Genomic DNA, 26,212 nt, shown 5'->3' on the forward strand with positions numbered 1-26,212 from the left:
GGGTCGGATGCCTAATGCCATGACTCGGTCTTGTACTGACTCATGTCATACCCCTGGCATCCATGGGCCACACCAGTCGCAAGGCAGGTCACTGGCCCCCGACCCTCCAGATTCCCGGGTGCAACTTCAACCAGCACCCGTAGGAGGCAGCATGACGCGAATCAATTATGGAGACGACGACGTCCGGATCTTCGTCGACAGCGCGGAGGGCAACGCCGTCCTCATCGACCTGACCCCGCAGGAGAGGGAGGACGCGATCAGGTTCAACAACCTCCCGCCCGACCTCACCGACGTGGACCTGTCCGCGTTCGTGGACGAGCTGTTCGACGGCGTCGGCAGCACGAAGTAGGCAACGCCCTACAAACGCTCGCCTCTGTCGTGAGACAGGGGCCCAGCAAGGAACCGATGAGACGGATCTCGTCGTTTGCTTGGTGAATAAGCGACGGAAGTCGCTAAAAGCCATAGCGGGAATGAACCCCCGCACCCAACAACGAGAATCACGTGAACGCACCTCTCCCGAATCAGTCCCTCCACAACCTCGACGCCGCGATCGACGCCATCCCCGACACCGACAAGAAGGTGCGCCGCATCAACATCGACCAGCATGGCGTCCAACCGCTCGAGGTCGTCGCGCTGCTGAAGCGCCTCGTGGCGATCTCGGAGCACATGACGCCCGAGCACGACGCGGAGTTCCGCGCGCTCATGGCGCCGATGGTGATGGCGAAGTACGCGCGCTTCAACGAGGCGATCCGCGACATCGGCTACGTCGCCACGTGCACGCTCAAACAGCCGGCCATCGGCATCAACGAGGACTACAGCCTCGAGGACGGCCGGACCGTGGCGCTGCGCCTGCTCGTCGCGGCGCAGTCCAAGGGCGACGTGAAGATCCTCGACGAGGTCTTCAAGACCCTGCTGAAGCACGACCTCGTCAGCGTGAGCGACCTCAAGAAGAAGCGCTAGTCACGACGACACGGTGGGTCCCCCGCATGCATCCGATACGACATCGGAATCGCGTGCGGGGACCCACGACAGAAACGAGATGATGACCCGGCCTTCGCCCGATGCTTCGGCGGACAGGCCCCCGGTTCGTCAGCTGGTTCCTGGAGGATCCCGAACCTTTCATGCGGACCAGGACGCAGGAGAACACATGACGAACGTTGCCGTGCAGACCGTTTCCTCGAACTCCGTTTCGGCTCGGGCGAAGAGCTTGGCGCTGAAGGAGGTGTTCCGGTACGAGGGCCGCCTCAAGCGCGCCCGCAAGGTGAAGCCCGCCGTCATCGACCCCGTCGTGACGGCGGCCAAGGAGGAGGTGGAGCGGCTCGAAGAGGAGCTCCGTACCACCTCGAGCGCGGCGGCGTGCTACCAGGTCGAGCTCGAGCTCGACCGCGCCCGCCGGGCGCTGCACGTGGCGCACCTGCCGCCGCTGCCGCCCAAGCCGGTGAAGCGGCCCGTCGTCGCCCTGCCGGCCCCCAAGGCCGTCGAGACGCCGAAGCCGCCGGTGGTCGTCGTGCCCGAGCCCAAGCTCGAGCCGAAGCCGCCGGTGATCGACGCCACGGAGATCGAGCGGCGGGCCGAGCAGGCGGCGCAGAAGCCGGCGGAGGCCAAGCCGAAGCCCGAGCTCAAGCTCGTGCCCAGGCCGAAGACGGTCGAGCCGTCGATCCAGGAGATCGACGAGCAGATCGCCGCCATCGAGGCCCGCATGGCCGGTCCCAAGCCGACCGTCCACAAGCGCAGCCACGAGGGTCAGCGCCTGCGCGCGCAGCTCATCCAGCTGCGTCAGCAGAAGAAGGCCATGGCGCCAGCGCCGGCCAAGGTGCTGGGCACCATCAAGGTCGAGCCCCGCGGCCCGACCAAGCACAAGCCCATGGTCGCCACGAAGGCCGACAAGGTCATCGTGAACGACCCGCCGAAGAAGCAGAAGGGCGGCCGGCGCAACAACGCCTAGCCGCCAAAGACACGCATCGTGGCCCCTGCACCCTTCCGACGCCTGTCGGATCGGTGCGGGGCCACGAAAGAAAACTCCGCCATTCATCCTTGCCTTGGTACGCGCCTTCTGGCACGGACTAAGGTGAGGACGACGGGCGGAGTTTTCGTTTGTCCGACCGTTGACAGACGGCGGATTTTTTGATACGCTCGGCACCACTCTTTCACAACTGAAACGAGGAGAAAGATGAGCAAAAGCATCCTGTTCCTATTCGCGTTCCTGACACTCACCGGCTGCGACGGAAGGACGGTGGTCGAGAATACTCAGAAGGTCCGCGAGTGCTACTGCGGCGAGAACGAGATCGTGTGCGACGTCGACCCATGTGACCGAGAGATCGTCGAGGTCATCCGCACCGCCTGCCTTGATGGCAGCGTCGTCGACGACCCGCGCGATTGTCCTGCGGCCGGTGAAGGCGAAGGAGAGGGAGAAGGCGACACTGGACTTTTCGTCACGCTCTCAAGTTCGACGCCCGCAAGTCAGACGGTCCCGCCCGGCGCCGCCTCGGTGGAGTTCATCAAGGTGCGGCTCGCGGAAACGGATGCGCTGCTCCCCATCAACGATCTCACCTTCCGCGTCGGCGGCGTGGGTGCCGTCTCCAATATCGATTCGGCCACCTTGTACTTGGCAGATTCCTTCGATGATCCGGTTATCGACTTGCGCGTCTCCGATCCGCAGCCGATCGATCCGGTGACGCGCGAGGTGTCGTTTCGAGGAGGTTTCGGTCTCGATCCCGGCGAGACACGGACGTATGCCGTGCGCTTGGATATCGCCGCCGCCGTGAACAGCGGAGACACGGCGCGACTTGAGCTGGTGTCCATCGCATCCGACGGCCAGGACGTGTTTGGCGCGTTCCCGATCAGCGGGAACGCGATGACATTCACGGACCATCCGGTCGGGACGGTCCGGTTCGGACGATTCCCGTCCTTCAGCCCGGTCGTGGGCGAAACGGACGCCGTCGTGGCGCAATTCACCATCCAGGCCATGTCGGAGGGCGCGAACTTGAAAGCGCTGACGCTCAACTGGCCACAAGCGCTCGACAACGGTAACAGTTCGATTTGGAACGATGACGTGAGATTGGGTGATTGCTTCGCCTTCTCCAGGTCGCTGGTCTTTTGCGACCTGGATGACCAGCTCCACCTCGATCAGGATGAGATGCGGAGCTTCCAGCTCCGAACCGATCTGTTCGTCGAGGCCGGAGAGGTGATGCAGGTTGCCGTCGAAGACCCGACGGACGTGTTCGCCTTCGGAGACGAATTCGGCTTCCAGATGGCCGTGGACATCTCGGGATACGACGACGCGGATTCGGCGTGCACGGGACCGGGCCGAGACTGTTCCTATTCGGTCGTGAGTCCCGGATGCGCATTCCAAGTCCATGACGAGGGAGGGACGTTGTTCCAGACGCAGGCCCTGCCCTCCTTCTTTCCGACCTCCGGCGGCGAGGCGACCCGTGAGGTCGTCCCTGGACCGAACTCCGCGCTGACGTTTGAGGCATTTGCCCAGAACGCGTGCGATGGAAACGTGACCCTGTTCTGGATCAGCGATTTCTCCATCCGGGCTACGGATGAGGACGGAACCGGCTGGGTGGAGGATCTGCACGATAACGCGCCTGACATGATCCGGCTCGTAAACCTGACAACCGGCACGCAGACGCCAGGCACCACAGTGACATTCGGCCCGACGGTACATCAAGGAACGACGACGCAGTTCGGCTTCGGCTTCGAGTTCGATCCGGCGGAGTTCATCGAGAGCGGTGTGTTCTATGCGTATGAGCTCATCGTCGACACGACGGGAGCCTCGGTTGGTTCCAACGACAGCATTGAGGTGTCGACCATGTTCCTGGCGTATTGGAGCGACGGCAACGTGTCGCTTATGACCTCGAACCTTGGGCCGCAAATCGGGACCGTCCTGATTCACTGAACGGACCTCCGCGGCAAAAGACGCACCTAGCCCTGCGGAAACGTGGGGCTTTTTCTATTCCAAATTTCAAAAGGCCCAGGCAGCGATGCCATGGGCCCTTTCTTCATCAGGCTACAGCCTGATGGACTCTCTCCTCTTCCTCCAAACCCGCCATTGCCCTTCGAGAGCGCCGGTGGGTCTTTTTACTCTCTCCCCTTCGTTTCGGGGATATGCCCCTAACGGTTCCCTGGAGTTCCAGAGGAACCCAGAAGGCTATCCCTTTCTCCCAAATCTGTCAATCCCTCCATCCCCTTCGGCCCCTTCTCCCCCTTAAATCCCTTATAACCCTTCCGTTTCCCTGTCATTCCCCCTTGACACCCCTTAGGAAACCTGATAGCTTGGTCGGTCGTCGAAGCAGGCGTGCAGGCGACCGCCAACCTGTCGAAAGATGGCGTCTACGCAGGACAAAAAGATGGATCGAGTCAAATCGCAACGGGCGCAAAGCGCGCACAGGCCTGTCCCGTACCCACGGGAACCCCCATTGCCGACGGGCCGCAGGTGCCCCACGCCCATCTCCTGTCCGGGAGAAGGCGGCTGCTGAAGACTCCGTTCATCGACGACGACTGCGACGACGCACGACACGCCCTCCACAGCTCATCAGAGCGACGGAGGGTCTTTTATTTACACCTTCAGGACGGGGTATTCCGATGCCCCGGCCCAGGCCAGGTCGAACATGATGCGGATGGCGTCGGCGATCTCCTTGCTCACGATGACGATGGAAAGCGGCGCGGACTTGAAATTCACCAGGAACACGTGGCTGCCGCGTACGGTGATCTCGGCGTGAAGCGGGAATTTCTCCGGCGGGAGGTAGCGCACTTCCCCGTTCTTCACGCGCGGCAGGCGTTCCGCCGCGCCGGGAGACGTCACCAGCAGGGCGCGATGGAACGCTCCCTGGGCCTCCACTTCCGCGACATGTTCCGGTCGCGTCTTCATGATCGTCGGGTTGGCTTCCACGTCGTCGAGCGGGACGATCTGCACGTACTCGCCCTTGAGCGACAGGAACACCTCGCGCATGGTCGCCTTCCCTTCCACTCCTTCGAGATAGCGGATCTGCGGCTTGGCCCCCTCCACGTTGAACAGGCCGAGCAGCGTAGGCAGCACCTTCTCGAACTCGAGCTCCTTCTCCTCGATCTCCCGGCGCTCCATGCGCAGGATGCTGCGCAGGCGATCCGGCGATTCGGGGACGAAAAAGCGCTTCTTGCCGCGCACGAAGGTGCTCATGAGGCCTCGCCCCGCGAGCGATTCGATCATCACGTACGTGGTGGCGCGGTTCACCTTGGACTTGTGCGCGATGTCCTGCACCGGCGCGGGCCCGAGCTCGAGGGACGCGGCATAGACCGCGGCCTCCTTCTCCGACAGGCCAAGGTGCATCAGTTCGCGGAGGACTTCGTCCATATGTCAGACTAGTATAACACGCGCCGGAGCGACTCCCAGGTGAGCCGTGCGGTCTCGTCCCAGGAAAAGGCCGCCGCGCGGACGGGACCTGTGGCGGCCAGGCGTTCCCGCAGGGAGGCGTCCTCTGCGACGCGACGCATGGCGGCTGCCGCCGCTTGCGCGTCACCGACCGGAACGAAAAGCGGGGCGTCTCCCCCGACCTCACGGAAGGGCGGGATGTCGGAGGCGATCACCGGCGTGCCGGCGCGCATGGCTTCGAGCGGCGCGATGCCGAACCCTTCGGCACGGCTCAAGGCAAGGAGCGCCGTGGCGCTCGCGAGCGCGGAAGCGGCGACCGCTTCAGAGGCGTAACCTTCGAAACGGATCTTCTCGGCATACGGGCTCCTCGCCGCAAGCGTGCGCGCATCGGATGCCTGGTACCCGTCGCCGCCGAGGAAGCGCAGCTCGAACGGGTCGTCCGCGGGACGGGTCCGCTTGAACGCCTCGAAGGCGCGGACGGCCACGTCCGCGCCCTTCTTTTTCTCGACGCGACCCAGGACCAGGAAGAACGGGGCTGGCCTCGCGACCTCACCCATGCCCTCTCCTTCTAAAGGAGAGGGGTGGCTCGGCAGCGCGGGGGCGAGCGGGGTCACGTCGACCCGGTCGTGGGGGATGCTATACGCCTCGCAAGCGGTGCGTTTCGCGTAGGCGCTCACGGCGAGCAGGCGGACGGCGCGATGGACGACGGAATAGGTCTTGAACTCCAACGACATGCGCTGTCGTTCCTCATAGAGCTCGGGATGCAGGCGGAACTCCACGTCGTGCACGACGCCTGCGAGCTTCGTCTTCCCCGAAAACGCCGGGAAGCCTTGGGCCGGGACGAACAGCACGTCCACAGACCCCCTATCGTCCCCCTTCCCAAGGGGGACACGCGACCGCATCAGTTCCCAACCCACGCGCAGCGGCATCCATCCCCTCCCCGGCAGCCACGACAGCACCTTTGACGACCAGCCGGCGGGAAGGTCGGCAAGCGCCCCTTCGAGCGGCGCGGGTGAAAACAAAACCACGCGCTCGTCGCCGCGCAGCGCGTGGTTCTTCATGGCTTCGATCAGGCGGAAGGCATACCACTCGACACCCGTCTTTGTGGGTTTGGCGGCAGAGGAAGCGTCGATGGCGATGAGGGGCATAGCGATGAAAACTTGAAATCTTGAAAACTTGAAGGACCAAAGGGGGACGGAAAGGTTGAAGGACGAAGGTTAAAATTTCATTCTTTCTCCATTCGACCTTTCCACGGACCTTTGGTCCTTCAAGATTTGGTTCTTCAAGTTTTCAACTCGTAAAGATGCTTCTCTTGTACGCCTCCAGATTCTCCAATGCCACCCCAGTCCCCTTAACGACACACTGCTGCGGATCCTCGGCGACGAAGGTGGGGACGCCGGTCGCCTCGGCAAGCAGCGTGTCGAGGTTGCGAAGCTGGCTCGATCCCCCGGAGAGCACGATCCCCTTGTCCATCACGTCGGCGGACAATTCCGGCGGCGTCTTGTGGAGCACCTCCTTCACGGTGGCGATGATCCCCTCGAGCTCGTTCTGGATGGCGGCCGTGACGTCGTCGCTTGAGATCTGCACGATCTTGGGCAGGCCCGACATCATGTCGCGGCCCTTCACGTCCATGGTGAGGCGCTCGGGCATGTACATGGCCGAGCCGATGTTGATCTTGATGTCCTCGGCCGTGCGCTCCCCCACCGCCAGGCCGTACTTGCGGCGGACGTATTCCATGATGGCGGCGTCGAACTTCACCCCGCCGATGCGCACCGATTCGGACGCCACGATGCCGCCGAGCGAGATGACGGCCATTTCCGACGTGCCTCCGCCGATGTCGATGATCATGTGGCCGCTCGGGCTCCCGATCGGGATGTTGGCGCCGATCGCGGCCACGATGGGCTCCTTGATGACGTACGCGGCCTTGGCGCCCGCCGCGATCGCGGCGTCGATCACCGCGCGCCGCTCAGTGCTCGTGATGCCGCCCGGCACCGCCACCATCACCTCGGGACGGAACAATCGCATGCCGCCCAGCGCCTTGTTGATGAAATAGCGCAGCATCGCCTCGGTAGTGCGGTAGTCGGCGATGACGCCGTCCTTGAGCGGACGGCGCGCGACGATGGTGTCCGGGGTGCGTCCGAGCATGTCCTTCGCCTCCTTTCCCACCGCGAGCACCTTGTTGTCGATCGAGGACACCGCGACGACCGAAGGCTCGTGGATGATGATGCCGCGCTTGGGCACGTACACCAGTACCGTGGTGGTGCCAAGGTCGATCCCGATCTTTTTTGCGAACATAGATAAAGGCGTGAAGGCCTCAGGCGTTGAAGGCCTCAAGGCCTTGTCCGCCTGCGGGCCTACAAAGCCACTTCAAACACCCGGTCCTTATCCAAAACGGTCTCCAGCTCGTATACGTCATTTCCCCACTTGTCGCGGCCCTCCGGGACCGACGCGCTCGTGACGTTCTTATCAAAATCAAGGCGCAACGTCAAACCTCCCTCCTGCGCTCCGGCCTGCTTGAAGACCTTCAGGCGATAGGAGCCTGAGGCGATGGATTCGACCACCGACGGCGCGAGGAGATACTCGAAGACGAGGTCGCGCGAAGTCCCCGGTTCGATCGACGTGAACGCGCCGAACACCGTGAAGCCGAGCTCTTGCCCGACGTCGGCCCCTCCCGCGGCGCCGGAGGGCTCATGCAGGCGGTCGTCCTTGAGCGCGCCGGTGACGCGGATGAACTCGCTCCCCGCCGGCACGTACACGCGGGCGTAGGTGCGGTAGCGCGTGGTCTTCCAATCGAAGCGTCCCTCGTGGTCGTAATGGATGGTGACGCGACCCACGTATTGTCCGGAAGAATTCTTGAACGTCTCGTATCGGAGCGTGCGCTTGACGGCCGGGTCGGTCTTGAGGCTCGCGAGGTTCGCGTCCACCGCCATGAGCGCGTCGCCCCAGGCCGGAGACGCGACGCGCCCGCCCCAACCCACGGCGTCGATCACCCGCTGCGACGACGGATCCTCGCTGTAGAGGAGGAGGGATTTCGCGACGAGCGCGCGCTCGGCCGCCTGCGCGATCTCGCCCCAACGCGACACGGGCATCGCCTCGAGCCGCGCCTTCATCCGTTCCACGAGCTCGGCGACGATCTCCTTGCGCTGGGCGAGCGGGATGCCCTGCCCCGCGTAGCCGACCTCCACCTGGTACTCCAGCTTGTCGTAGACGTTCTCCGAGGAGAAGGTCTGCCCGCCCGCCTCGATGGGGCCGGTAAGCCGCAACAGGTCGGCGGCGAACGCGGGGGTGAAGCCGATCACGCCGTCAAACGCCGTCGGGGTGCCGCCACCAAGCTCCTGTTCGGATCGGAACAGGCGCAACGCGTCGCGCGAGGACGCGGCGAAGTCCGGCGACCAGTTAGCGTCGCGGAAGAACCATTTCTGCGCGCCCAGCCAGCGGCGCAGCGGTTCGGGCGGCACCTGCGTGACCCGCGCCTCGGCCGGGCCGTCGAGCGCGTACGCGTCGTGGGTGTAGAGCGCCGCGATGTCGGCATCCTTCACCGTCAGCGCGCCGTAGGTCCCGATGAACCCGCCGCCCGGACGCAGCTCCGCGTCGTTCAAGAACAGGAGCAGCGACGTCTTTGACCCGTCGATGCCGGCGAACGCCGGGAGGACGCGCGCGGCACGTGAGAGCAGGCGCAGCGTTTCCTCCGCCTGCGCCAGCTTCCCTGCAAGCGGTACCAGCGCGGCGAACGTGCCGGAGGCGACTCCCTCGCGGTCGGCTTGCGCGAGCTCGGCGCGCGCGATCGCGATGCGCTCCGCGGTCTCATCGAGCTCGTCCGCGGACGCGACGAGTCGGCGCAGGAGCAGGCGCTTGGTGGCCGACGGCAGGTCTCCCAGGCTCGTGCCCGGCGAAGCGCCTTCCGAAAGGGCCTGGAGGTCGGCGGCGGAAAGCCCCGAGAGGCGCGCGAGGTCGGCGCCGAGGGTGGCCGCGATCTTGAGCGCCTCCACGGCGGAGCGGCCCGCGGCGGCGAGCGCGGAGGCCGCCCGAGCCTGCGGAGCGACCCACGGCAGGAACTCGAGCGGCAGGAGGGCGGCGGCGTTGCGGTCGGCGCGGGCGAACCGCTCGTCGGCGCGCTCGAGCTCGAAGAGCGCCGTGTCGAAATCCAGCGATTCCGCCGCGTCACGGGCGGCCTCGAGCGCGGCGCGGCCGTCGGAGGCGGCGGCGTACAGGGCGCCGAGCGCGACCGCGAGCCAGATGGCGTACCCGACGAGGACGGTCGCGACGAGCGTCGCGGCGATCACAAGGCCCCGCTTGATGCCGTGACGGCGATGAACGGGAGCGGGTTCCGCGCGATGGAGGAAATTAGCGCTGTGGGACATGAGAGAAAGGCGTTAAGGCCTCAGGCGGACAAGGCCCACAGGACCTTTCACGCCTGCGGGCCTGAGGGCCTTAAGGATTTTCCTTTCCATTTCTTATAATAGTATAGCGCACTTCGGAGCTGGATCCTCGTGAGCGGGTTCATGAGCTGGCGCCAGAGGCTGCCCTCGGCCGTCTCGCGGCGATGATAATGGACGAGTTTCGCCCCTGGATGATAGGTGACCTTCCATCCGGCTTCCCAGAACCGACGGCACCAGTCCTGATCCTCGAAATACACGAAGAAGCCCGGGTCGAACCCGCCCACCTGCTCGTACGCCGTTCGCCGCACGCACAGGGCGGCCCCGAGCATGTAGTCCACGTCGCGGCTCTCCGTATGGTCCCACTCGGCCATGACATAGGCGTCGAGCGCCCGCCGCGCGCGCGGAAACAGCGGCGCGAGCCACGGCAGGCGCCGCCAGGCGATCACCTCCGGCGCCATGAAGCGGAAGCAGCTGTGCTGGACGGCGCCGTCCGGACGCAACAGCTGCGGCCCGCACATCCCCACCTCCGGGGAGGCGTCCATGAACCGCACGAGCTCCTCGAGCGCGCCTGAGAACACCGCGATGTCCGGATTGAACACCAACAAGTACCGCCCCGTGGCCTCCCCCATGGCGCGGTTCATCCCGCCGCCGAACCCGAGATGCCGGTCCGGGACGATCAGCCTGACCTCGGGAAATTCCCGGCGAACGGCCTCCGCCACGCGCATGGAAGGGTTGTTGTCCACCACGATCACCTCGTACGAGAGCTTGGGCGCCACGAGACGGATCCCCTTGAGCGTCTGCCGAAGCAGCCCGGGCGTGTTGTAATGGACGATGAGAATTGATAAATCCATACGAGGGGCAGATGGCAGTTGGCAGATGGTAGTCGGGGTCTTATGGCCCCCTAACTGCTAACTGCCCACTGCCAACTGCATTACTACACGAACCACTTCCTCATCTCCTTCGCGCTTGCCTTGCGAGAGCGCATGATCTCGCGGCGCTTGCGCAGCATGCGCGGGAGCCGCGCGAGCGCTTGGACGAACGCGCCGAGGTTGCGCGTCTCGAACACGGCGACGTACGCCAGCTGCAGCGCCTCCCGGCACAGGATCCACGGCGAGGCGAGCAGGCCGTTCACGAACAGCTCGTCCTTCATGAGCATGTTCCAATGGTTGCGGGCGGAATAGCCGGAACGCGCCTGGGAACGCCCGAACCGTTCGCGCAGGCGCTTGAACGCTCCGGCCGACTCGCTCCCGCCCATGGCGCGATGGTGGTGCGCGCGCGCCTCCGGCACGAACAGGGCGGAGAACCCGGCGAGGCGCAGCCGCCAGGCAAGGTCGACGTCTTCCTTATACGCGAAGAAGTCCGCGTCGAAATATTCTTCGTCGACCTTCACGTCCTCGAGCGCGGAGGCGCGATAGAGCGCGAGCGCGCCGGAAATCCCGAACACGTCGGTCAGGGCGTCGTACTGTCCGCGATCGAGCTCGCCCGCCCCGCGATCGGCCACCGTGCGAGCGCGCGTGCCCCGCAGCCCCGTGGAATCGATGACGTCGCTCTTCACCGTCTCGCGCAGGTCCTCGTCTTCCAGGCGCTCACGCGAGGCGCGCAACAGCTTCCCTCCGAGGCTCCCGGCCTCGGGGTGCGCATCGGCGGCCGCGACGATCTTCTCCAGGAAGTCCGGCGCGAGGATGACGTCCGGGTTCACCACGAGCGCGTAACGGCGCGCGAGGTCGTCGGAGGGCCAATGCGAGAGGGCGTAGCGGATCCCCTGGTTGTGCGCGGCCGCGAACCCGAGGTTGCGCGCGTTGCGCAGGTACGCCACGCGAGGATGATGCGCGCGCACGTACGCCTCGCTCCCGTCCACGCTGCCGTTGTCGATGATGAACGCTTGGAAATCCCGGAACGTCTGCGCTTCCACGGACGCAAGAAGCTCCGGCAGGTACCGGAGGCTGTTCCAAGCGACGATGGTGAGATGGACGCGGGGAGTCATGGCGGTAGGATGAAGGATGTAGACTGTAGGATGAAGGATGAAAAATATCCTACATCCTACATTCTTCATCCTACATATTTATCTAAGCTTCTTCGTGACGTTGAACCCGAGATAGGAGCCCAGCAGGAACCGCGTCTGCGCGTCGATCGCCGGCAGGGCGCCGAACAGGATGAAGGTGACGGGGAGCAGCAGCCACTGCGCCACCATGAGCAGCCACGCCCATCCCTTCACCGATGCCGGGCGCGGCGGGAGCAGCGTGAGCGACAGGATCCCGGACACGAACACGCCGGCCATGGCGAGCTGCATGATGTGCTGGAGCGTGAACGGGGCGGCCTGGATGAGCGCGTCCGGGTCGCGCACGAGCGCGAGCGGGAGCTGGCCGAACAGGAAGATGAGCAACGGCGCCGTGGCCCAGGTGTACATCCCTTCCAGGTGGTTGAACAGGTACCGCGCCTTCTTCATGAGCGGGATCCCTGGCGCGGCGCCAAACGCCGCGACCATCGCGGGAAGATGCTCCACCCCCCATGCCCAACGCCGCTGCTGCTTGTAGAGCGCCTTGAGCGCAGCCACGTACGTCTCCCCGGAAACGGCGTCCATGGACACGGGGAGGTACAGGGGCGTGACGCGATAGTCGCCGCGGTAATGCACGAACGCCTGCAGGAAGATGCGGCTGTCCTCCGAGACGATGTCCTTCTGCCAGAACCGGACGTCCTTGAGCATCTTCCACGGCATGGAGTGGCTGGAGAAGGTCCACAGCCGCTCGGGGCGCGCGAGCTCGCCCATGAGCCAGAAGGTGGTGCCGAACGCGGCGATGCGCACCGGCGCCGGCGCGGTCCAGATGGTGTTGGAAAACAGCACTACCGGCTGGTAGCTGCAGCGCAGGGGGTCCTCGACGGTGAGATACGTGCGCGCGAGGTACGAGAAGTACTGCGGATGCACCACCGTGTCCACGTCGAACGCCGAAACGATCAGGTCCTCGTCCTTCAGGGTCGGGAACTCGGCGGTGAGGACCTCATCCGCGCGGTGTCCGGCCCAGTTGAGGTTGGATCCCTTCCCCGGGATCTCGTCCGGCAGCCCGGCGGGATGTTCCGTGACGATCAGCTTCTTGAAGCGGTGACCGAACTCGCGCTCGATCGCGGCGGCGTTCTTGCGGAACCGATGCGCGTCGCGCTCTTCGCCGGCAAGCACCACGATCATGCGCTCGTGCGGCACGTGGGCGGACAGGAGCGATCGCAGCGTGGCGCGGATGACCGACAGTTCTTCCTTGTACGTGGGGAGGAACACCAGGTGGTGGATGCGTTCATGCCCCGGGATCTCCCGCACCCGCGCGGCCCAGTCCACCTTCGAGGCGCGGCGCACTTCCACCCAGGCGATCACCAGGAAGATGATGAAATACGCCACGCGGAAGAACCAGTACAGGTCGAACACGATGATGAACACCACCACGTACACCGGGGCGAAGAACGACAAGGCGAGTCCAAGGATGAGCGTCCCCCACACGAGCGCCCCCGGAAGCATCTCCCAAAAGCGCATGCGGCCGTACTTATAGCCGTAAAAGCCGTCCATAATCGAAAGAATCCTAACAAAAAACCGCCCTTGAGTCTAGGGCGGTCTTCGCCATATCCTACTCTATTTCCTTCCATTCCTTCTCACGCTCCTTCATGCTTTTTTCCAACTTCTTACGGACATCCTGAATCGTCATCGGCGTATGCGCCTGCTTCCCCCGATAATCGACCCAGAGTTCCCCATTGCCGACATCGAGGTGCGAGCTTTCGACAAAATCCCTATACGTTCCACCAAGCTCATTGATGCTCTCGACGTTTATAGACTTACCCATTGCCATAAGCGTCAGCCAGTCACTGAAATAATTGTGACTCACGGAAACTAGGTGGGTAGGTCTGTCCGGAAAGTGTTTTTTTGAAAGCTGATCCATGCGTTCAACATAATCCACAGCTAGGAAAGCGTATTCTTCCGGCGTTTGGATGAATTCGGCTGGATTAATCGTCGAAGGATCTATGTCTGGATGTGTACGTCTAAGTTCCTCCTTGAGCGCGGGGATTTCTTCCTTCCTTGCGGTCCAAATCTTTCCTACGATGGACTCATCTTTGTAGAGGCTGCGCCATTTTTGAAAAGCTGAGTCAGCCAGATCCTCCTTCCTGAGACTGTATCCGAGCATGGTTTGCGGAGCCGTCTCCGTGATGAGAAGTTTCTTGTCAGTTCTGGTTTTAGCTTCATCAATTTTCTCAGCATCCTTCACGGATACAGCTTCGAAGTCGCCATCTTGTGAAACCAGGTCGAGTAAACTTGATTCCAAGGTCCGCTTTGTATCAATTGCACGGCCGATGTTTGAAGAAAAAAGCACAATGACAGCAGGAGCAGGAATCTCCTTTAGACGTTCGTAAAGCTCATGCGCCTTTTTCTTGGCCTGTTCAATCCCCTGTTCGGATAATCCTTCCCCCTTCTTGTGTCCGTGACGCATGATCTCGAACTGTGTGCCCGACCGTCGTTCCGTCATAGATGAGAGGTATATTTGGCAGCCCGTTTTAAGACCGTAATCTTGCCGTTGGTGGCATCGAGCTCGATCAGGTCCCCATCGCGGATGATATCCGTCGCGTGATGGGTGGCTACGAGACACGGTACGCCAAGTTCACGAGACATGATGGCGGCATGCGAATTCAATCCGCCCTGGTTCGCGATGATTCCACCGGCCTTTTTCATGAGCGGAACGAACTCGGGCGAAGTCGTCTCCGTGACCAGGATGGTTCCCTGCGGCATTTCCATCAGGTGTACGCTCTTTACGAAATCCTCATAACTCTTCCCGTATTCCGGCAAGATGACACGGGCGCGCGCTGTCACTTTTCCACGGTTCGCGATCGTCCCGCCGCATTCCGTCATGTTCGAATAATCAGGTTCTGCGAAACGCCCGAGAACTAATTTCTTGTCGATACCATCCAATTCGTACCCGCGTCCGTTCTCGGAATAAATCAGGTACGAATGCTGACGTGCCCTGATGATGGTATCAGGCGCCAGAGTACCTTGTTCTAACAGGCGAATGAGCTGCTTAATGCTGTAAAATTTCACGTCTTCCACGTTCGTCCCATGTTGTGCGGCGGCCAAATCCGCATAATGGTAGAGGCAGGTGGTGAGCAATTCGACAAGTAAAGGGCGGCTCTTCATCTTGAGGTCGTCACCCAAGACCAACATGTTTTTCTCCAACAAGGCGTCGGTATTTTCGAAACAGCCATCTGTGAAGAAAAATTCGGTCTTTTCAAAGTAGTAATACAGCTTCTGGACAATCGCCTTGAGGTCGCAGACGTCATTGATGGTAACGACGGTCTTTTGACGGGACGTCTTGAGATAGGATTCGCTTTCAGCGATGACTTCTCGGAATCCTTTCTCAAAACGAACAAAATTTTCCTCTTGTGAAAAGATAGCCCGGCCGATCTTCATGGTCTCCGCCGCGATGGAACGTGGGATGTACGAGCGCAACAGGTCATTTTCATACATCCACAAGAAGCCCCGGTCGAAGTAATGCTGCGCGGAAAAATCTATAAGAAGATAACCCAACCCCTTGAAGTTAAAGGCACGGATATAGTCTTTCGGCGTAATTTTCTCCAATTGATACATAGGCATGATCATTAGCATGTAGCCTATCAAAAACATCGACACGAGGCTAGATTTTCCCTGAAAAATTAAGATGGGTTCTGTAACTACTGCAAAAACCATTTTTTCAAGGGTTTTCGGTTGACAAGGGCGTTAATTTCTGCTATCTTTCAACGTTGTTCGTTCCATCCAATCTACTGTTGAAAGCGGTATTTTGCAGCCGAAGTTCGGCGTCAAATAGCCGTTTTCAACAAAAGGAAAATCGTGGATCAATGGTTTGTTCCAAGATGTACCTACGGCATACGTGAAAGGCAGGGTAGTTAAGTGACCGACACGTCAAAACTCGAGACCAGCAAGCCGGCCTCTGACCTCATCCATGGCCTCTTCACCCCTCTCGCGCGCAAGCTCGAGATGGTGAGGAACTATCCCGGGGTGACCCAGGAGATGATCGCGGAGGCGCTCGATGAGGCGAATGTCTCTGGACTCCTCGGCCGCTACGAAGCCGAGAGCCCAGAATATCCGCGGCTCGACGTGGTCGTTACGGTGTACAGGGAGAGCGTCCTGGCAACGTTCCTGTACGCGCGCGATCGGATGCGCGAAGCCTTCGGTGAAGGATTCTCCCAGTGGGAACATGCCTATGGAGAGGGTGTGGATGAAAACCGCATCCGACTCCTCGAAGGCGTCCCAGATCATCGCAACTGTGTTCGTATCGAGGTGCTAGACCTCCGCGATTGTTGTGAACCCCAAAAGCGCACTCTGCCCGAAAGAGATGGGTATATGCCTAGCGCGTTCCGTGTGCCGAGATCGGCCACCTTCGCACCCATCTACGCCGGGGCTCAAAGCCCGAGGTGGGTACGTCAGATGAGCACCGCCGACGACGACGTTCCTTGGGTTATTTGTGGTGGAATTGAGCTCAATGATCCTTGCCTCGATAAACTGTGGGGAGCCTTGCCGGGTGTCAGGCTCTTTGAGGGGAAAGCTGAACTCTTCGCCATGAAGTGTGACTGCTGGGTCTATCCCAACTGTGCCATGCCTTCCCTCTGGACACGAGAAACCGTGGGGACCCATCACAGGTATCAGTTTATCTATGGGAAAGGTTGATCTCTTCACCTACGAATGTGACCGCTGTCTCTATGACGGCCACGCTTTGCCTCCCCTCCGGGAGTGAGCGTTGGCACAGGGATGCTCGGAACTCGAAATCCTCGGTCTTCGGACCTTAGATCTCAGTTCCGGGCTTTTTTACATACTCAAAGATATATTTCGCGCCGATGTCCGATCTTTACGATCTCGATGCGTTTCGCTGATGCGTTCACGATGCCGATGAGACGGTAATCCCCGACCCGGAACCTGACGTCACCCGCGGCCGGCTCGCGCAGGCGCTTCGCGAACGCGGACGGATTCGACTGTTTCCCGAGCCAGACGAGCTTGTGCACGATGCGGCGCGCGACGGCGTGGTCGAGACTCCGCAGGTCCTTCTCGGCCTGCGTGGTCAGGACCAGCTTAAATGCCATAGGCCTTGGCAAGATCGGCGATGGAAACGATCTCTCCCTTCTTCAATCCTTGTCGCGCCTTCTTCACGCGTGCTCGCAACGTGCGGCTCGACGCGGCTTCCAGGTCTTCGAGCAGCTCGTCCATCTCCGCACTGGAGAAGAAGAATCCGAGCGTGGTGCTCCCGCGCATCACGCGCGTGACGTCCCGAAGGGTCTTGGAAGGATTCTTCTGGACATCGCGGATCGAGGCGACGTGTTCCTTTGCCAACAGCTGGTAGACCTTTGCCATATCGTATGTAGATTATTACATACTTTATATCGCGGCGCAGAACCGTCCGTCAAGCCCGTTTCAAGATCCTCACGACCCCCTTCTCCGCGTCCACTTCCACCTCATCGCCATCTTTCAGAACTTTCGTCGCGACCTTGGTGCCGATGATGCACGGCTTCTTGAGTTCACGCGATACGATGGCGGCGTGGCAGGTGATGCCGCCCTCATCGGTGACGAACGCGGCGGCACGGCGCATCGCTGGAAGGAAATCCGGGGTGGTCATCGTGGAAACGAGGATTTCCCCTTCTTGGACGGATGCTACTTGCTCACGCTTCTTCAAGACACGGACCCTGCCGCTCACCTTCCCTTTCTGCGCGATCTGCCCTTTGAGCTCCCCGGCCATTTGCGCTTCCTTCGCAGGGTCGACCAAGACGATATCCGTATGATCCTGCACGTACTCATGGAGGGAAATGGCCCCTTGCGGAATACCGTCGACGAACAGGTACTTCTCGCGCCGAGCGCGAAGGGTCGCCGGGTCGATACCAGCTGCAAGGTCTGCCATGGTGACGTACCAGGTGAGATCCTCGTTCCCCGGCAGCAAGGCCGCCAGCGTCTTTTGGATATAAATTTCAGCGTCCACGAAAAACGTGTCGCGGGCGCGCAACTCCAACGCCAGGTCACGAGCGGATTGGAGCGAATCCTCGCTGGTAATCACGTAAAACAGCGCGAGCCAATTTGCGAGAGCGACGCGCGTCTTTTGCAGCGTACCCTTGAATCCCGCGACGGTCGTCTCGGGTATTGCCCAAATCGACATCAGTTCGGACAATTGCCCTTGATACTCGGCGACCTTCGAGCGCACGAGTTCCAGGTCTTGTCCGTACGCGCGCCCCGCATTCGCGACGATCCAGGTATTCGCCTCCTTGCGTACCCAGATTTCAATGATGCCATCCGCGCAATCGATGAGCAGCGCCGGGCGCGGAACGGCCGTGTCCCCGAACTTCTCCGGGACATCCACCAAGAAAGTCTGCATCCAGACTTCCTGCACGATTAAGGTTGATTGACGGCTATACAGCTTCTCGAAGGTCATAATTCTACGTCCCTTCAGGCACGCTTCAATCCTCACGACCCGCTTAGCGTCGTGATCGGCCGGCTTTGGACGATGTAAAACGTCCCGCCCTCCATGGCCCATTCGATGTCGCACGGGAAACCGTAATGTGCCTCGATGCGCTGGCAGATTCCGCCGATGTCGCGGATCTGATCGGGAGAGATCTTTTGCGCGTTTTTCTTTTCCGCTGGCACGGGGATCTTCTCATTCCCGCCGGTCGAGCGCACCATCATGAGTTCCTGCTCGGACACGTTCACGTCGATGAGCGACTTGTCGGTCTTGTCGACGACGTACGAATCCGGCGTCACCTGCCCGCCCACGATCATCTCCCCCAGGCCCCAAGCCGCCTCGATGATCATCTGGTTGCGGTCCTCCGTCACGGGGTGGACCGTGAAGGTGATGCCGGACACCTCGGACTGCACCATCTTCTGCACCACGACGGCCACCGACACGTGCGTGTCCACCATCCCCTTTTCGTTGCGGTACACGATGGCGCGTGGGGTGAACAATGATGCCCAGCAGCGCTTCACGTTCACGAGCAGCGTCTCGTGCGTCGTGTTGAGGTAGCTCTCCAGCTCCCCGGCCCAGCTGGCGACGGAAGAGTCTTCGGCTGTGGCGGACGAACGGACCGCGACGAACTCGGCACCGAGCGCGGCGAACGACGCCTCGATTTCTTTCCCGAGGTCCTCGGGAAACTTCGCGTCATGAATGAGGTCATGCAGCACGCGCGACGCACGGTCTACGGAAGCCACGTCCTCGTAGTTCACCTTGGCGAGCTGCGCCTTCACTTCCTGGGTCAGGTCCGTCTCCTCAAGAAACCGATCGAACGATTCCGCGACGACGACAAATCCCGGCGGCACCGGGATGCCGGCTTTCGTCATCTCCCCAAGCGACGCCCCCTTGCCTCCCGCTTCGCCGACATTTTCCTTTCCGAGCTGTTCGAACGGTTTCACGAAAGGCATATGATCAGGCTCGTTTCAAGATTGTCACGATTCCCTTCTCCGCGTCCACCTCTACCTCATCGCCGTCCTTGAGCACCTTGGTCGCGATCTTCGTGCCGATGATGCAGGGTATTTTCAACTCCCGCGATAAGATTGCCGCATGGCAGGTGATGCCGCCTTCGTTGGTGACGATAGCGACGCACTTACGGAGAAACTGCATGAAATCCGGCGAGGTCATGGAGATTGCCAGGACGAACGGCTCATCGGGTACTGCCTCCTTCGGATGCGCAACGACCCGCACGATTCCCCTTGCCTTCCCCCTGAACGCGACCTGTCCACGCACTTGATCATGTTTTCCCTCATCGGTTCTAACAGCATCGAAAATTTTTTTTGCGTTTTCACCGACCACGTAACTGCCCTTTTTCCCGTTTTCCCAATACACGAGCAAGCCACCGTCTCGCCTTGCACCAAGCAGGTCCTTGTACGTCTTGTCCTGCAGTTTCGCCAGCGTCAGTTCGCCAGCATACGAATATTTCAACGCGTCGTGGCTGACATCAAATTTTTCCGCCAACCCGCCTAGCGCCCAGTCGATTAACGCGAACAGCCGCTGTTCGTAAGCCATGCGCTCGTCGCGGTTGTACTGACAATACCCAAAGAGCGAGAAAATGTTCCGTTCCTGCGTGTTTGCGCCGAGCTTTTTCAAGATGGCCTGTTTGGCCTTCGCCAATACCTTCTGTTCCTTCGGGTTGAATTTCTGTGCAGCTTCGGCATCCCTCAGCACGTCCTCAGCCGAGTACTCGACGTACCCGTTGAAATTCGACTTGGCATACGCGAACGCGCGTGCCAACCGCTCGGCGGCCTTCCTTTTGTTGACGGCCCGGCGTATTTTTTTCGAAATAACGATTTGCCGTTTTACCGTTTCGGAAATTTCCGAACTATGGAAAAGGGTTGAAAAATGTGCCTGCCGTTGATCCAGCGGGACACGCTTCTGCTCCAACCACCAGTTCGTCCAGTCGGTCGCCATGTCCCCGATCATGGCTGCCAATGGCGAAACCGCCCAAATGTCTTCCAACACCCGCTGGCACTCGTGAACCAATTCGACCAATTGCTCTCCAGACAGCATGGAGAAGGCTTTGCCGCCGTATCGATGCCACAAGCGATCGGATTGCGCTTTGACCTTGTCCCAACGCCGAAGATACATTCTGAAGTTTTTTCCCGACAAGAAATAATCCAGTACGGAATATCCGAACATGCGGACGTTCAGTTTGATGAAGGATGTCTCTCCCTGGTATAGCCAATATCCATCCGCGAACAGGAGGGAAAAGCGGTAGTAACGCTCGATGTGCTGATCGGCCCATACCTTCATGTAAGGATCCAGAAACGCTGGCGTCCCCGGCCTCTGAGCGACGAGCCATGTCTTGGATTCGGGCAAAGGCGGATGCGGATAGGAAAATCGTACGGGATTCATACACGCATATTCGCCTCTACGAGAGAGAGCGGGGCCGGTATTTCGTCCTCTCTGTCGTAATGCGTGCGGCCATTGAGCGCCACATCAAGCGCAACTAAGCTCGACATGTGGCCTACGCCGTAAAAGAAGATGGGGAGTCCCTCATTCGCGTGCACGACCTCTTTTAATTTCAGCACCTCCTCACGCAACTGCGCTGCCCTCTTCTTCAAGATTGAGTCCTCACGAGCAAGATCCTGATTGACCGCAGTAAAAAATAATTCCATCTCCCGTGCATGGCCTTTTCCTCCTCCCGCACTCGAGATATATTGGCTCAACTCCTTATCGTCTTCCTGGTCTTGCTGCGCGATCCGCTGCATGAGTTGCAACATGCCTGGAGCTTCTTTGGGCATGTCGGACGTTCCCGTCGTCCGGATTCCCATATCCGTCGTCGACTCCCCTATCGTGTCCGTATAAATCTGCTTGGTCCCGCTTTCACGGATATGGTCTTCCAATGATTCTAGGATATATTCCGCTGTGAAACGCGTACGCGGATAGTTCGTGGTCGAAAAAATCACGAGCGCGCGTTCGGGAAGCGATGAAAAAATATCTTGTGCAAGTGTTTCCATCTTCTCGAGACTGCGATAGGTAACCTCTGGATCAGAAATGTGCAGACGCTCGCAGATTTCCTTCCATCTCGCCTGCTGTTTGCCTGTTAAGCCGGACGCCTCAACGGTTGACCGTTCCTCCCCGGCTTTCATCTTTTCCCCGTGCCTGATAAGTGAGAATCTTTCCATATAATCAAGGATGTTATCGAAAAACCGCCCTATTTACAAGGGCGGTTTGGCCGTTGCGAGTATCTTACTTCTCGCTCGTGAGGTCCTTGCGGAGCTGCTCGAGCACGCGGTGCGCATGCTCCTTGCCGCCCAGGCCGAACGCGAGGCCGCCGGCGAGCGCGAGCATGGCCACCAGGCCCGTGAACAGCGTGTTGATGATGGCCGTCGCGATCTGCAGCTGCACCAGGGCGGCCATGAAGCTGAACACCACGATCGCCCACTTGGCGAGGCCGGCGAGGAAATCCGCCGAGGCGAGCTGGGCCGCTTCCACGGCGCTTTTCACCACCGAGCGGACGAAGTTGCCGAGCAGGATTCCGGCCAAGAGGATGACCACGGCGATGATGACGTTCGGGATGTAGATCACCACCTGCTTCAAGTAATCCGTGATCTGCTCCCAGCCGAGGATGTCGGTGGCCGCGATGAGGGACACGATGATGAAGAACCAGCGCACGATCCAGGCGAGCAGGCGGCCCACGTGCAGGCGCAGCCCGACGCGTTCGAGCGCGGCCTTGAGCTCAAGCTTGGACACGAGTTCGTCGAGCCGCAGCAGCTCCACCGCCTTAAGCACCACATGGCTTAGGATGGCGGCCACCACGAGGCCGGCCACGAACACGACCGCGGCCGCCAGGACGTTTGGCAACGCCAGGGTGATGTTCGTCCACACGCTTAGGAGGGTTTCTTGGAACACGTTGACCGTCGGGTTCATACGTTGGGCTTAGGGATTAGGAGTTTGATATATAGGGTATAACGTTTGAGGATTTGGGCAAGGTGATGTTGGGGGGTCGGTCATACACAGGGCTTACGAATCCAACACCCGGTGTTGGACGGTTGAACGCCCCTGAACCCATCAATTGTTCAAGGCTCTTTTTTTCCTCATTCGCGATGCCGAACACGGGAATGTTCCGCGCAAACGCGATCGCGTTCGCGATCGTCACGGACATGCGGCTTGCCGTGAAGGCCCCCGGACCCGTCACGACGCACACGCGGCCCGCATCCGCGAGATCGCACCCCCAGGAGGCCAGCGTCTCGTCGATGGCCGCGAGATACCGCTCCGGTTCGGCTTCCACTTCGGTCGTCCGTGCGAGCTTCCCGTCCTCCATCCATCCGATCGAAATGCGACGGATATCCTGAGCAGAAATCACCAAAGACGTCATACGCCGAGCGTATTCACCATCACGATTTTCTCCCCGCCCAAGATGGACATGAGGAACCGGTCGGCGATCTGCCGGCGGTACAGGAACTCTTCCTTCGGGAGCAGCGTATAGTTCACTTCGTGGCCCAAATCCGCCTCGAACTGGCCGACGACGCGCTGGAGCTCGGAGGGATCGATGCCGCCGACGATGACGATGTCCGTGGGGACGTCGCTGCGGTCCACGAACCGCCCGGTGAGCGCGAAATACTCGATGCTCCCCTTCTTCTCCAACTCCTTCACGAGGATCTTCTTCAGGAGCACCTGCATCTTCTTGAACATCCCCCGCAGGTCCTCGAACAGGAGGAAGTCGGCGTTCACGATGTAGTACTTCTTCTTCTCGGCGAGCGAGGCTCCCGGCTTGGGGATGGCGCCGACCTTCTCGACCACCAGGCCGAGCTCCACGAGGTTCTTGAGCTCCCGGCGCACGGAATTGAGCTGGGCGTCGATCTTCCTGGTAAGCTCGCGGACGAAATAAGAGGTTTCCGGATTCATCAAGAACAGCCCGAGCAGGCGGGCGCGGGTCTTTGAGCCAAACAGCTGTTCAAGCTTGAACTCGTGCGAAGGCACAGGGAGGACGTTCGTTGCATTGCGACAAGCTCCTTCTCGGGTATAATCCTTGCACACCGCCTTGAATCGGGCAACCCATGGCTCCCAAGGAATCTTACCTGAAAGCCGGCACGTACGCGGATCCGAGCCCGAGCCCGTCCGCCCCGCGCCTCACCCTTACCCCGCTGCACGGACGAGACGGGTTCGCTTTCGCGTTGTGCGTGACCGCGACCAAGCGGCCGTCTCCGGACGCCAACCTCGCGTGCCGCCTGGTGGAGGAGCATCTGGACCGCCTGGCCGCCTCCTTCGGCATGGGCGACCACCCCCAGCACAGCTTCGAGGCGTTCCTTGGCGCGATGAACGCCGCCATTTCCGAGCTGGTGCGCACCACCGAGTGGACCCTTCCCATCCGCGACTTCCGGGCGCTCGTGGGGATCGCCTGCGGGTCGGAGATGTACCTCTCCGGCACCGGCGACCTCACGGCGATGTTCCTGCACCGCACGCAGGACAACCGTTACCAGGCGTTCAACCTCACCCGCAGCATCCAGACGGAGCAGGCGCTCCCCACCTGGGAAAAGCCGTTCGCCGTGGTGCTTGACGGGGAGCTGCGCCCCGGCGACGTATTCTGCCTGTCGAGCAAGGAGCTCGCTCCCGCCATCGGCAACGACGAGCTGTGCGGGGTGCTCTCCTCGCTCCCGCCCATCGGGGCAGCCGCGAGGATCCGCCAGTATTTTGCCTTCAACGACGTGCTTTCCATCCTGGTGCTGCGCGCGCAGGCCGAAGAGGCGGCGCCGGCCGTGGAGCAGGCCAAGCCCCGCTCCGAGGTGTCGCTCGACCGGCTGGTGGAATCGCGCGAGCGGACCGACCGCCTCATCGAGGACCAGGCGCCGCGCGGAAGCGCGCTGTTCGCCCTGGCCCGCCGTCTCCTGCGCCCCCGCGCCCCGGAAGAGCCCGGCATGCCGCGCCCGGCGGGATGGCTGCGACGCGCCGCGCGCTCCGCCTCCCGCGCCGCCCTCTCCCTCGTCGGACACACGGCCGCAAACGCGCCGCGCGGGGACGCCCGGGCGCGCATCGTGCGCGAGCCTAAGGAGCGGATGGGCGAACGGGTGAGCGGACTCGTCCTGCGCCTGCGAGACCTGCCCAGGACGAGCCGGAGGCTCGCGATCGCGGCCTTCTGCGTGCTCGCGGCGCTTAGCATCAGCCTCGCGGCGCTGTCGCGAACGCAGGCGAGACGCGAGGTCCAGGAGGCGTTTAACGAGCGTATGCGCGCCGTGGAAGAGCTGCGCGACCAGGCGGCAGCCGCGGCGATCTATCGCGACGAGGACCGCGCCCGGCTCCTCTACGGCGAGGCGCTTGCGGACCTTCGCGAACTCGCGCTCGACACGCCGGAGCGGCGGGAGGCCGGACGGCGCATCGAGCAGGACGTGACGGCGGCGCTCGACCGGCTGCGCCGCGTGGTGCGCCTGCCGGATCCTCCCCGGATCGCTTCGGCCCTGGACGCCCGGGCGGTCGTCGGCGACGGGACGCATCTCTACCTGTTTGGCGCCGACAAGGGCATCCTGCGGGTGAATCCATCCTCCGGCGCCGCGGAACCCCTGCCCGTTCCCGCCTCGGCCGTGGGCGTCGCCTTGAAGGCGTCCGTCGAGGACGCAACCGTGGCGTTCCTCGACGACCGTCCGGGCGTGTCAGAGCTCGTCCTGTCCGACGCCCAGATGAAGGTCACCTCCCTTGCCCCGGCCGCGGACGCCGCCTGGAAGGACCTCACGGCATACGGCGGACGCCTCTACGTCCTTTCCGTGTCGCTCGGCGACGCGCAGGTGCTGAAGTTCCCGAGCACCACGTCGGGATTCGGGCAGCCGAGCGGATGGATCCGCTCCAAGACCTCTTCGCTCGCCGACGCGCGCGGCCTTGCCGTGGACGGATACGTGTACGTGCTCACGGGGAGCGACCTCCTGCGCTTCGTGAACGGAGGGGAATCCGGCTGGGACCTGCGGGGGGCGGAGCCCGCCATGGCCGACGCGCAGGACGTCTGGACCTCGTTCGAAAGCGAGCGGCTGTACGTGCTCGAGCCTTCGCAGCGCCGCGTCCTCGTGTTCGCCAAGGAAGACGGGACGCTCCTCGCCCAATACGTCGCTGACGCGTTCGCGCAATCACGCGACCTGTTCGTGGACGAGAAGGAAGGCACCATCTATGTGCTCACGGGCGATGCGCTCTACGGCTTCCGCCCCACGGCGCAGCCATAAGCAAAACCGACCCGCGGGGGGCGGCGTTGCGCAACGGACATCATGTAAAAAAGATCCCGCTTCTTGGTCGAGGCGGGGTCGCGTCAATCGAAGACGAGCGCGGCGCGTTGCACGCACACGTCGAGGGATCCGAAGTGCACGTGCTGACAGAGGAACGCGACGGCGGCATCCACCTGTTCATTCGTGGATTTCTTCGCCTCCATCGCCTCCTTCAGCGGCCCTTTCGCGTGGTAGGAGGTGAAGAGGATCCACTGCTCGATGTACCGCCCGCTCCCCTCCTCGCGCTGCGACCTCATGCACTCGAACCCGTAGGATCGGAGCTTCGAGGCGTTGCGCTCGTAGCTTTTCGGCTCCCGATCGCCCGCGCCGACGTACTCGACGGTGATTTTCGGGAGGCAGCTGGCCTTCATCCTCTGCTCATCGAACATCTCGATCTGAATCGAGCCTTTGCCCGAAATGAACGGCTGCCAGAACGGACGCATCCGCTCGTCCTCGATCGGGTCCGGGGCCGGGAGGTGCGCTTCGGAGAACTGCAGTTGGCCGTCCTCCCCTTTTCGGACCCAGCAGGTGCCGACGGTCATGGCGGCATCCAGCTTCGCGATCTCCTCCGGCGTCAGGCCGGCGACCGTGACGGACTCGTGCCCGCGCGACTGGACGTACGCCCGTGCCTTCTCCTTCTCTGATGAACCGAACATGTGTCCTCCTCGTTCAAGTGCCCACGTTCAATACGCCCAACCGCAATCCATGTCAAACGAAAAACCGCCCTGCAGGGGGCGGTTCTCGAGATCCTTCGGCCTCGAGGTGGCCTCAGGATGACTTTGAAGTAAC

Annotated in this window: 25 protein-coding genes; 6 read left to right on the forward strand and 19 right to left on the reverse strand. The window is 61.7% G+C overall.

Features of this window, described 5'->3' with window-relative positions:
- Positions 1-151: 151 nt before the first annotated feature.
- The 4 genes from EPO34_01790 to EPO34_01805 all read left to right on the forward strand — a co-directional run bounded on the left by EPO34_01790 (position 152) and on the right by EPO34_01805 (position 3,901).
- Entirely contained in the window at positions 152-349 is a 198-nt protein-coding gene (locus tag EPO34_01790; protein TAK03870.1) for a hypothetical protein, read from the forward strand.
- Positions 350-501: 152 nt separating this feature from the next.
- On the forward strand, positions 502-960 hold the full coding sequence (locus EPO34_01795) for a hypothetical protein (GenBank protein TAK03871.1): 459 nt from the start codon (positions 502-504) through the stop codon (positions 958-960).
- 187 nt (positions 961-1,147) lie between these two features.
- Entirely contained in the window at positions 1,148-1,945 is a 798-nt protein-coding gene (locus EPO34_01800) for a hypothetical protein (GenBank protein ID TAK03872.1), read from the forward strand.
- A gap of 225 nt (positions 1,946-2,170) precedes the next feature.
- Positions 2,171-3,901, forward strand: a complete 1,731-nt coding sequence (locus tag EPO34_01805) for a hypothetical protein (protein ID TAK03873.1) — start codon at positions 2,171-2,173, stop codon at positions 3,899-3,901.
- Between the two features lie 660 nt (positions 3,902-4,561).
- Here the strand turns inward: EPO34_01805 and EPO34_01810 are convergent.
- The 9 genes from EPO34_01810 to EPO34_01850 all read right to left on the reverse strand — a co-directional run bounded on the left by EPO34_01810 (position 4,562) and on the right by EPO34_01850 (position 15,442).
- The gene (locus EPO34_01810; protein TAK03874.1) at positions 4,562-5,335 is read right to left on the reverse strand and encodes a hypothetical protein; all 774 of its coding nucleotides are present in this window, start codon (positions 5,333-5,335) and stop codon (positions 4,562-4,564) included.
- Positions 5,336-5,343: 8 nt separating this feature from the next.
- A complete protein-coding gene (locus EPO34_01815) occupies positions 5,344-6,501 on the reverse strand; it encodes a glycosyltransferase family 1 protein (GenBank protein TAK03875.1) in 1,158 nt (385 codons plus the stop codon).
- A 142-nt stretch (positions 6,502-6,643) separates the two neighbouring features.
- A complete protein-coding gene (locus EPO34_01820; protein TAK03876.1) occupies positions 6,644-7,648 on the reverse strand; it encodes a rod shape-determining protein in 1,005 nt (334 codons plus the stop codon).
- A 59-nt stretch (positions 7,649-7,707) separates the two neighbouring features.
- The gene (locus EPO34_01825; protein ID TAK03877.1) at positions 7,708-9,714 is read right to left on the reverse strand and encodes a DUF4012 domain-containing protein; all 2,007 of its coding nucleotides are present in this window, start codon (positions 9,712-9,714) and stop codon (positions 7,708-7,710) included.
- A gap of 47 nt (positions 9,715-9,761) precedes the next feature.
- Positions 9,762-10,583 (reverse strand): glycosyltransferase family 2 protein, encoded by an 822-nt coding sequence (locus EPO34_01830; GenBank protein TAK03878.1) that lies wholly within the window; start codon positions 10,581-10,583, stop codon positions 9,762-9,764.
- A gap of 83 nt (positions 10,584-10,666) precedes the next feature.
- A complete protein-coding gene (locus EPO34_01835) occupies positions 10,667-11,785 on the reverse strand; it encodes a glycosyltransferase family 2 protein (protein ID TAK03879.1) in 1,119 nt (372 codons plus the stop codon).
- Between the two features lie 9 nt (positions 11,786-11,794).
- Positions 11,795-13,282 (reverse strand): glycosyltransferase family 2 protein, encoded by a 1,488-nt coding sequence (locus EPO34_01840; protein ID TAK03880.1) that lies wholly within the window; start codon positions 13,280-13,282, stop codon positions 11,795-11,797.
- A gap of 58 nt (positions 13,283-13,340) precedes the next feature.
- Complete coding sequence (locus EPO34_01845; protein TAK03881.1) at positions 13,341-14,231, reverse strand: histidine phosphatase family protein; 891 nt, start codon at positions 14,229-14,231, stop codon at positions 13,341-13,343.
- A complete protein-coding gene (locus EPO34_01850; protein TAK03882.1) occupies positions 14,228-15,442 on the reverse strand; it encodes a hypothetical protein in 1,215 nt (404 codons plus the stop codon). The genes EPO34_01845 and EPO34_01850 overlap by 4 nt, the downstream gene beginning before the upstream one ends.
- A 201-nt stretch (positions 15,443-15,643) precedes the next feature.
- Between EPO34_01850 and EPO34_01855 the strand changes: the two genes are divergently transcribed.
- Positions 15,644-16,420 (forward strand): hypothetical protein, encoded by a 777-nt coding sequence (locus EPO34_01855; GenBank protein TAK03883.1) that lies wholly within the window; start codon positions 15,644-15,646, stop codon positions 16,418-16,420.
- A gap of 146 nt (positions 16,421-16,566) precedes the next feature.
- Here EPO34_01855 and EPO34_01860 read toward each other — a convergent pair whose 3' ends face one another.
- From EPO34_01860 to EPO34_01900, 9 genes are all read right to left on the reverse strand, one after another.
- A complete protein-coding gene (locus tag EPO34_01860) occupies positions 16,567-16,830 on the reverse strand; it encodes a type II toxin-antitoxin system RelE/ParE family toxin (protein ID TAK03884.1) in 264 nt (87 codons plus the stop codon).
- A complete protein-coding gene (locus tag EPO34_01865; protein ID TAK03885.1) occupies positions 16,820-17,098 on the reverse strand; it encodes a hypothetical protein in 279 nt (92 codons plus the stop codon). Before EPO34_01865 ends, EPO34_01860 begins: the two co-directional genes overlap by 11 nt.
- Positions 17,099-17,147: 49 nt before the next feature.
- The gene (locus EPO34_01870) at positions 17,148-18,266 is read right to left on the reverse strand and encodes a hypothetical protein (protein TAK04308.1); all 1,119 of its coding nucleotides are present in this window, start codon (positions 18,264-18,266) and stop codon (positions 17,148-17,150) included.
- Positions 18,197-19,144, reverse strand: a complete 948-nt coding sequence (locus EPO34_01875; protein TAK03886.1) for a hypothetical protein — start codon at positions 19,142-19,144, stop codon at positions 18,197-18,199. The genes EPO34_01870 and EPO34_01875 overlap by 70 nt, the downstream gene beginning before the upstream one ends.
- A 4-nt stretch (positions 19,145-19,148) precedes the next feature.
- A complete protein-coding gene (locus EPO34_01880; GenBank protein TAK04309.1) occupies positions 19,149-20,489 on the reverse strand; it encodes a hypothetical protein in 1,341 nt (446 codons plus the stop codon).
- Between the two features lie 98 nt (positions 20,490-20,587).
- A complete protein-coding gene (locus EPO34_01885) occupies positions 20,588-21,364 on the reverse strand; it encodes a hypothetical protein (protein ID TAK03887.1) in 777 nt (258 codons plus the stop codon).
- A 64-nt stretch (positions 21,365-21,428) separates the two neighbouring features.
- The gene (locus EPO34_01890) at positions 21,429-22,109 is read right to left on the reverse strand and encodes a hypothetical protein (GenBank protein TAK03888.1); all 681 of its coding nucleotides are present in this window, start codon (positions 22,107-22,109) and stop codon (positions 21,429-21,431) included.
- Positions 22,110-22,125: 16 nt separating this feature from the next.
- On the reverse strand, positions 22,126-22,557 hold the full coding sequence (locus tag EPO34_01895; protein TAK03889.1) for a hypothetical protein: 432 nt from the start codon (positions 22,555-22,557) through the stop codon (positions 22,126-22,128).
- On the reverse strand, positions 22,554-23,162 hold the full coding sequence (locus tag EPO34_01900; protein ID TAK03890.1) for an ArsR family transcriptional regulator: 609 nt from the start codon (positions 23,160-23,162) through the stop codon (positions 22,554-22,556). Before EPO34_01900 ends, EPO34_01895 begins: the two co-directional genes overlap by 4 nt.
- Before the next feature lie 77 nt (positions 23,163-23,239).
- On the opposite strand from EPO34_01900, the gene EPO34_01905 reads away from it, so the two are divergent.
- Positions 23,240-25,384: a hypothetical protein gene (locus tag EPO34_01905; protein TAK03891.1), complete on the forward strand. Its 2,145-nt coding sequence runs from the start codon at positions 23,240-23,242 to the stop codon at positions 25,382-25,384.
- Positions 25,385-25,467: 83 nt separating this feature from the next.
- Here EPO34_01905 and EPO34_01910 read toward each other — a convergent pair whose 3' ends face one another.
- Positions 25,468-26,079, reverse strand: coding sequence for a hypothetical protein (locus EPO34_01910; protein ID TAK03892.1), 612 nt, complete (start codon positions 26,077-26,079; stop codon positions 25,468-25,470).
- Positions 26,080-26,212: the final 133 nt, after the last annotated feature.

The sequence above is a fragment of the Patescibacteria group bacterium genome (assembly GCA_004297215.1).
Lineage (GTDB): Bacteria > Patescibacteriota > Patescibacteriia > UBA9934 > GWF2-40-263 > 2-01-FULL-63-20.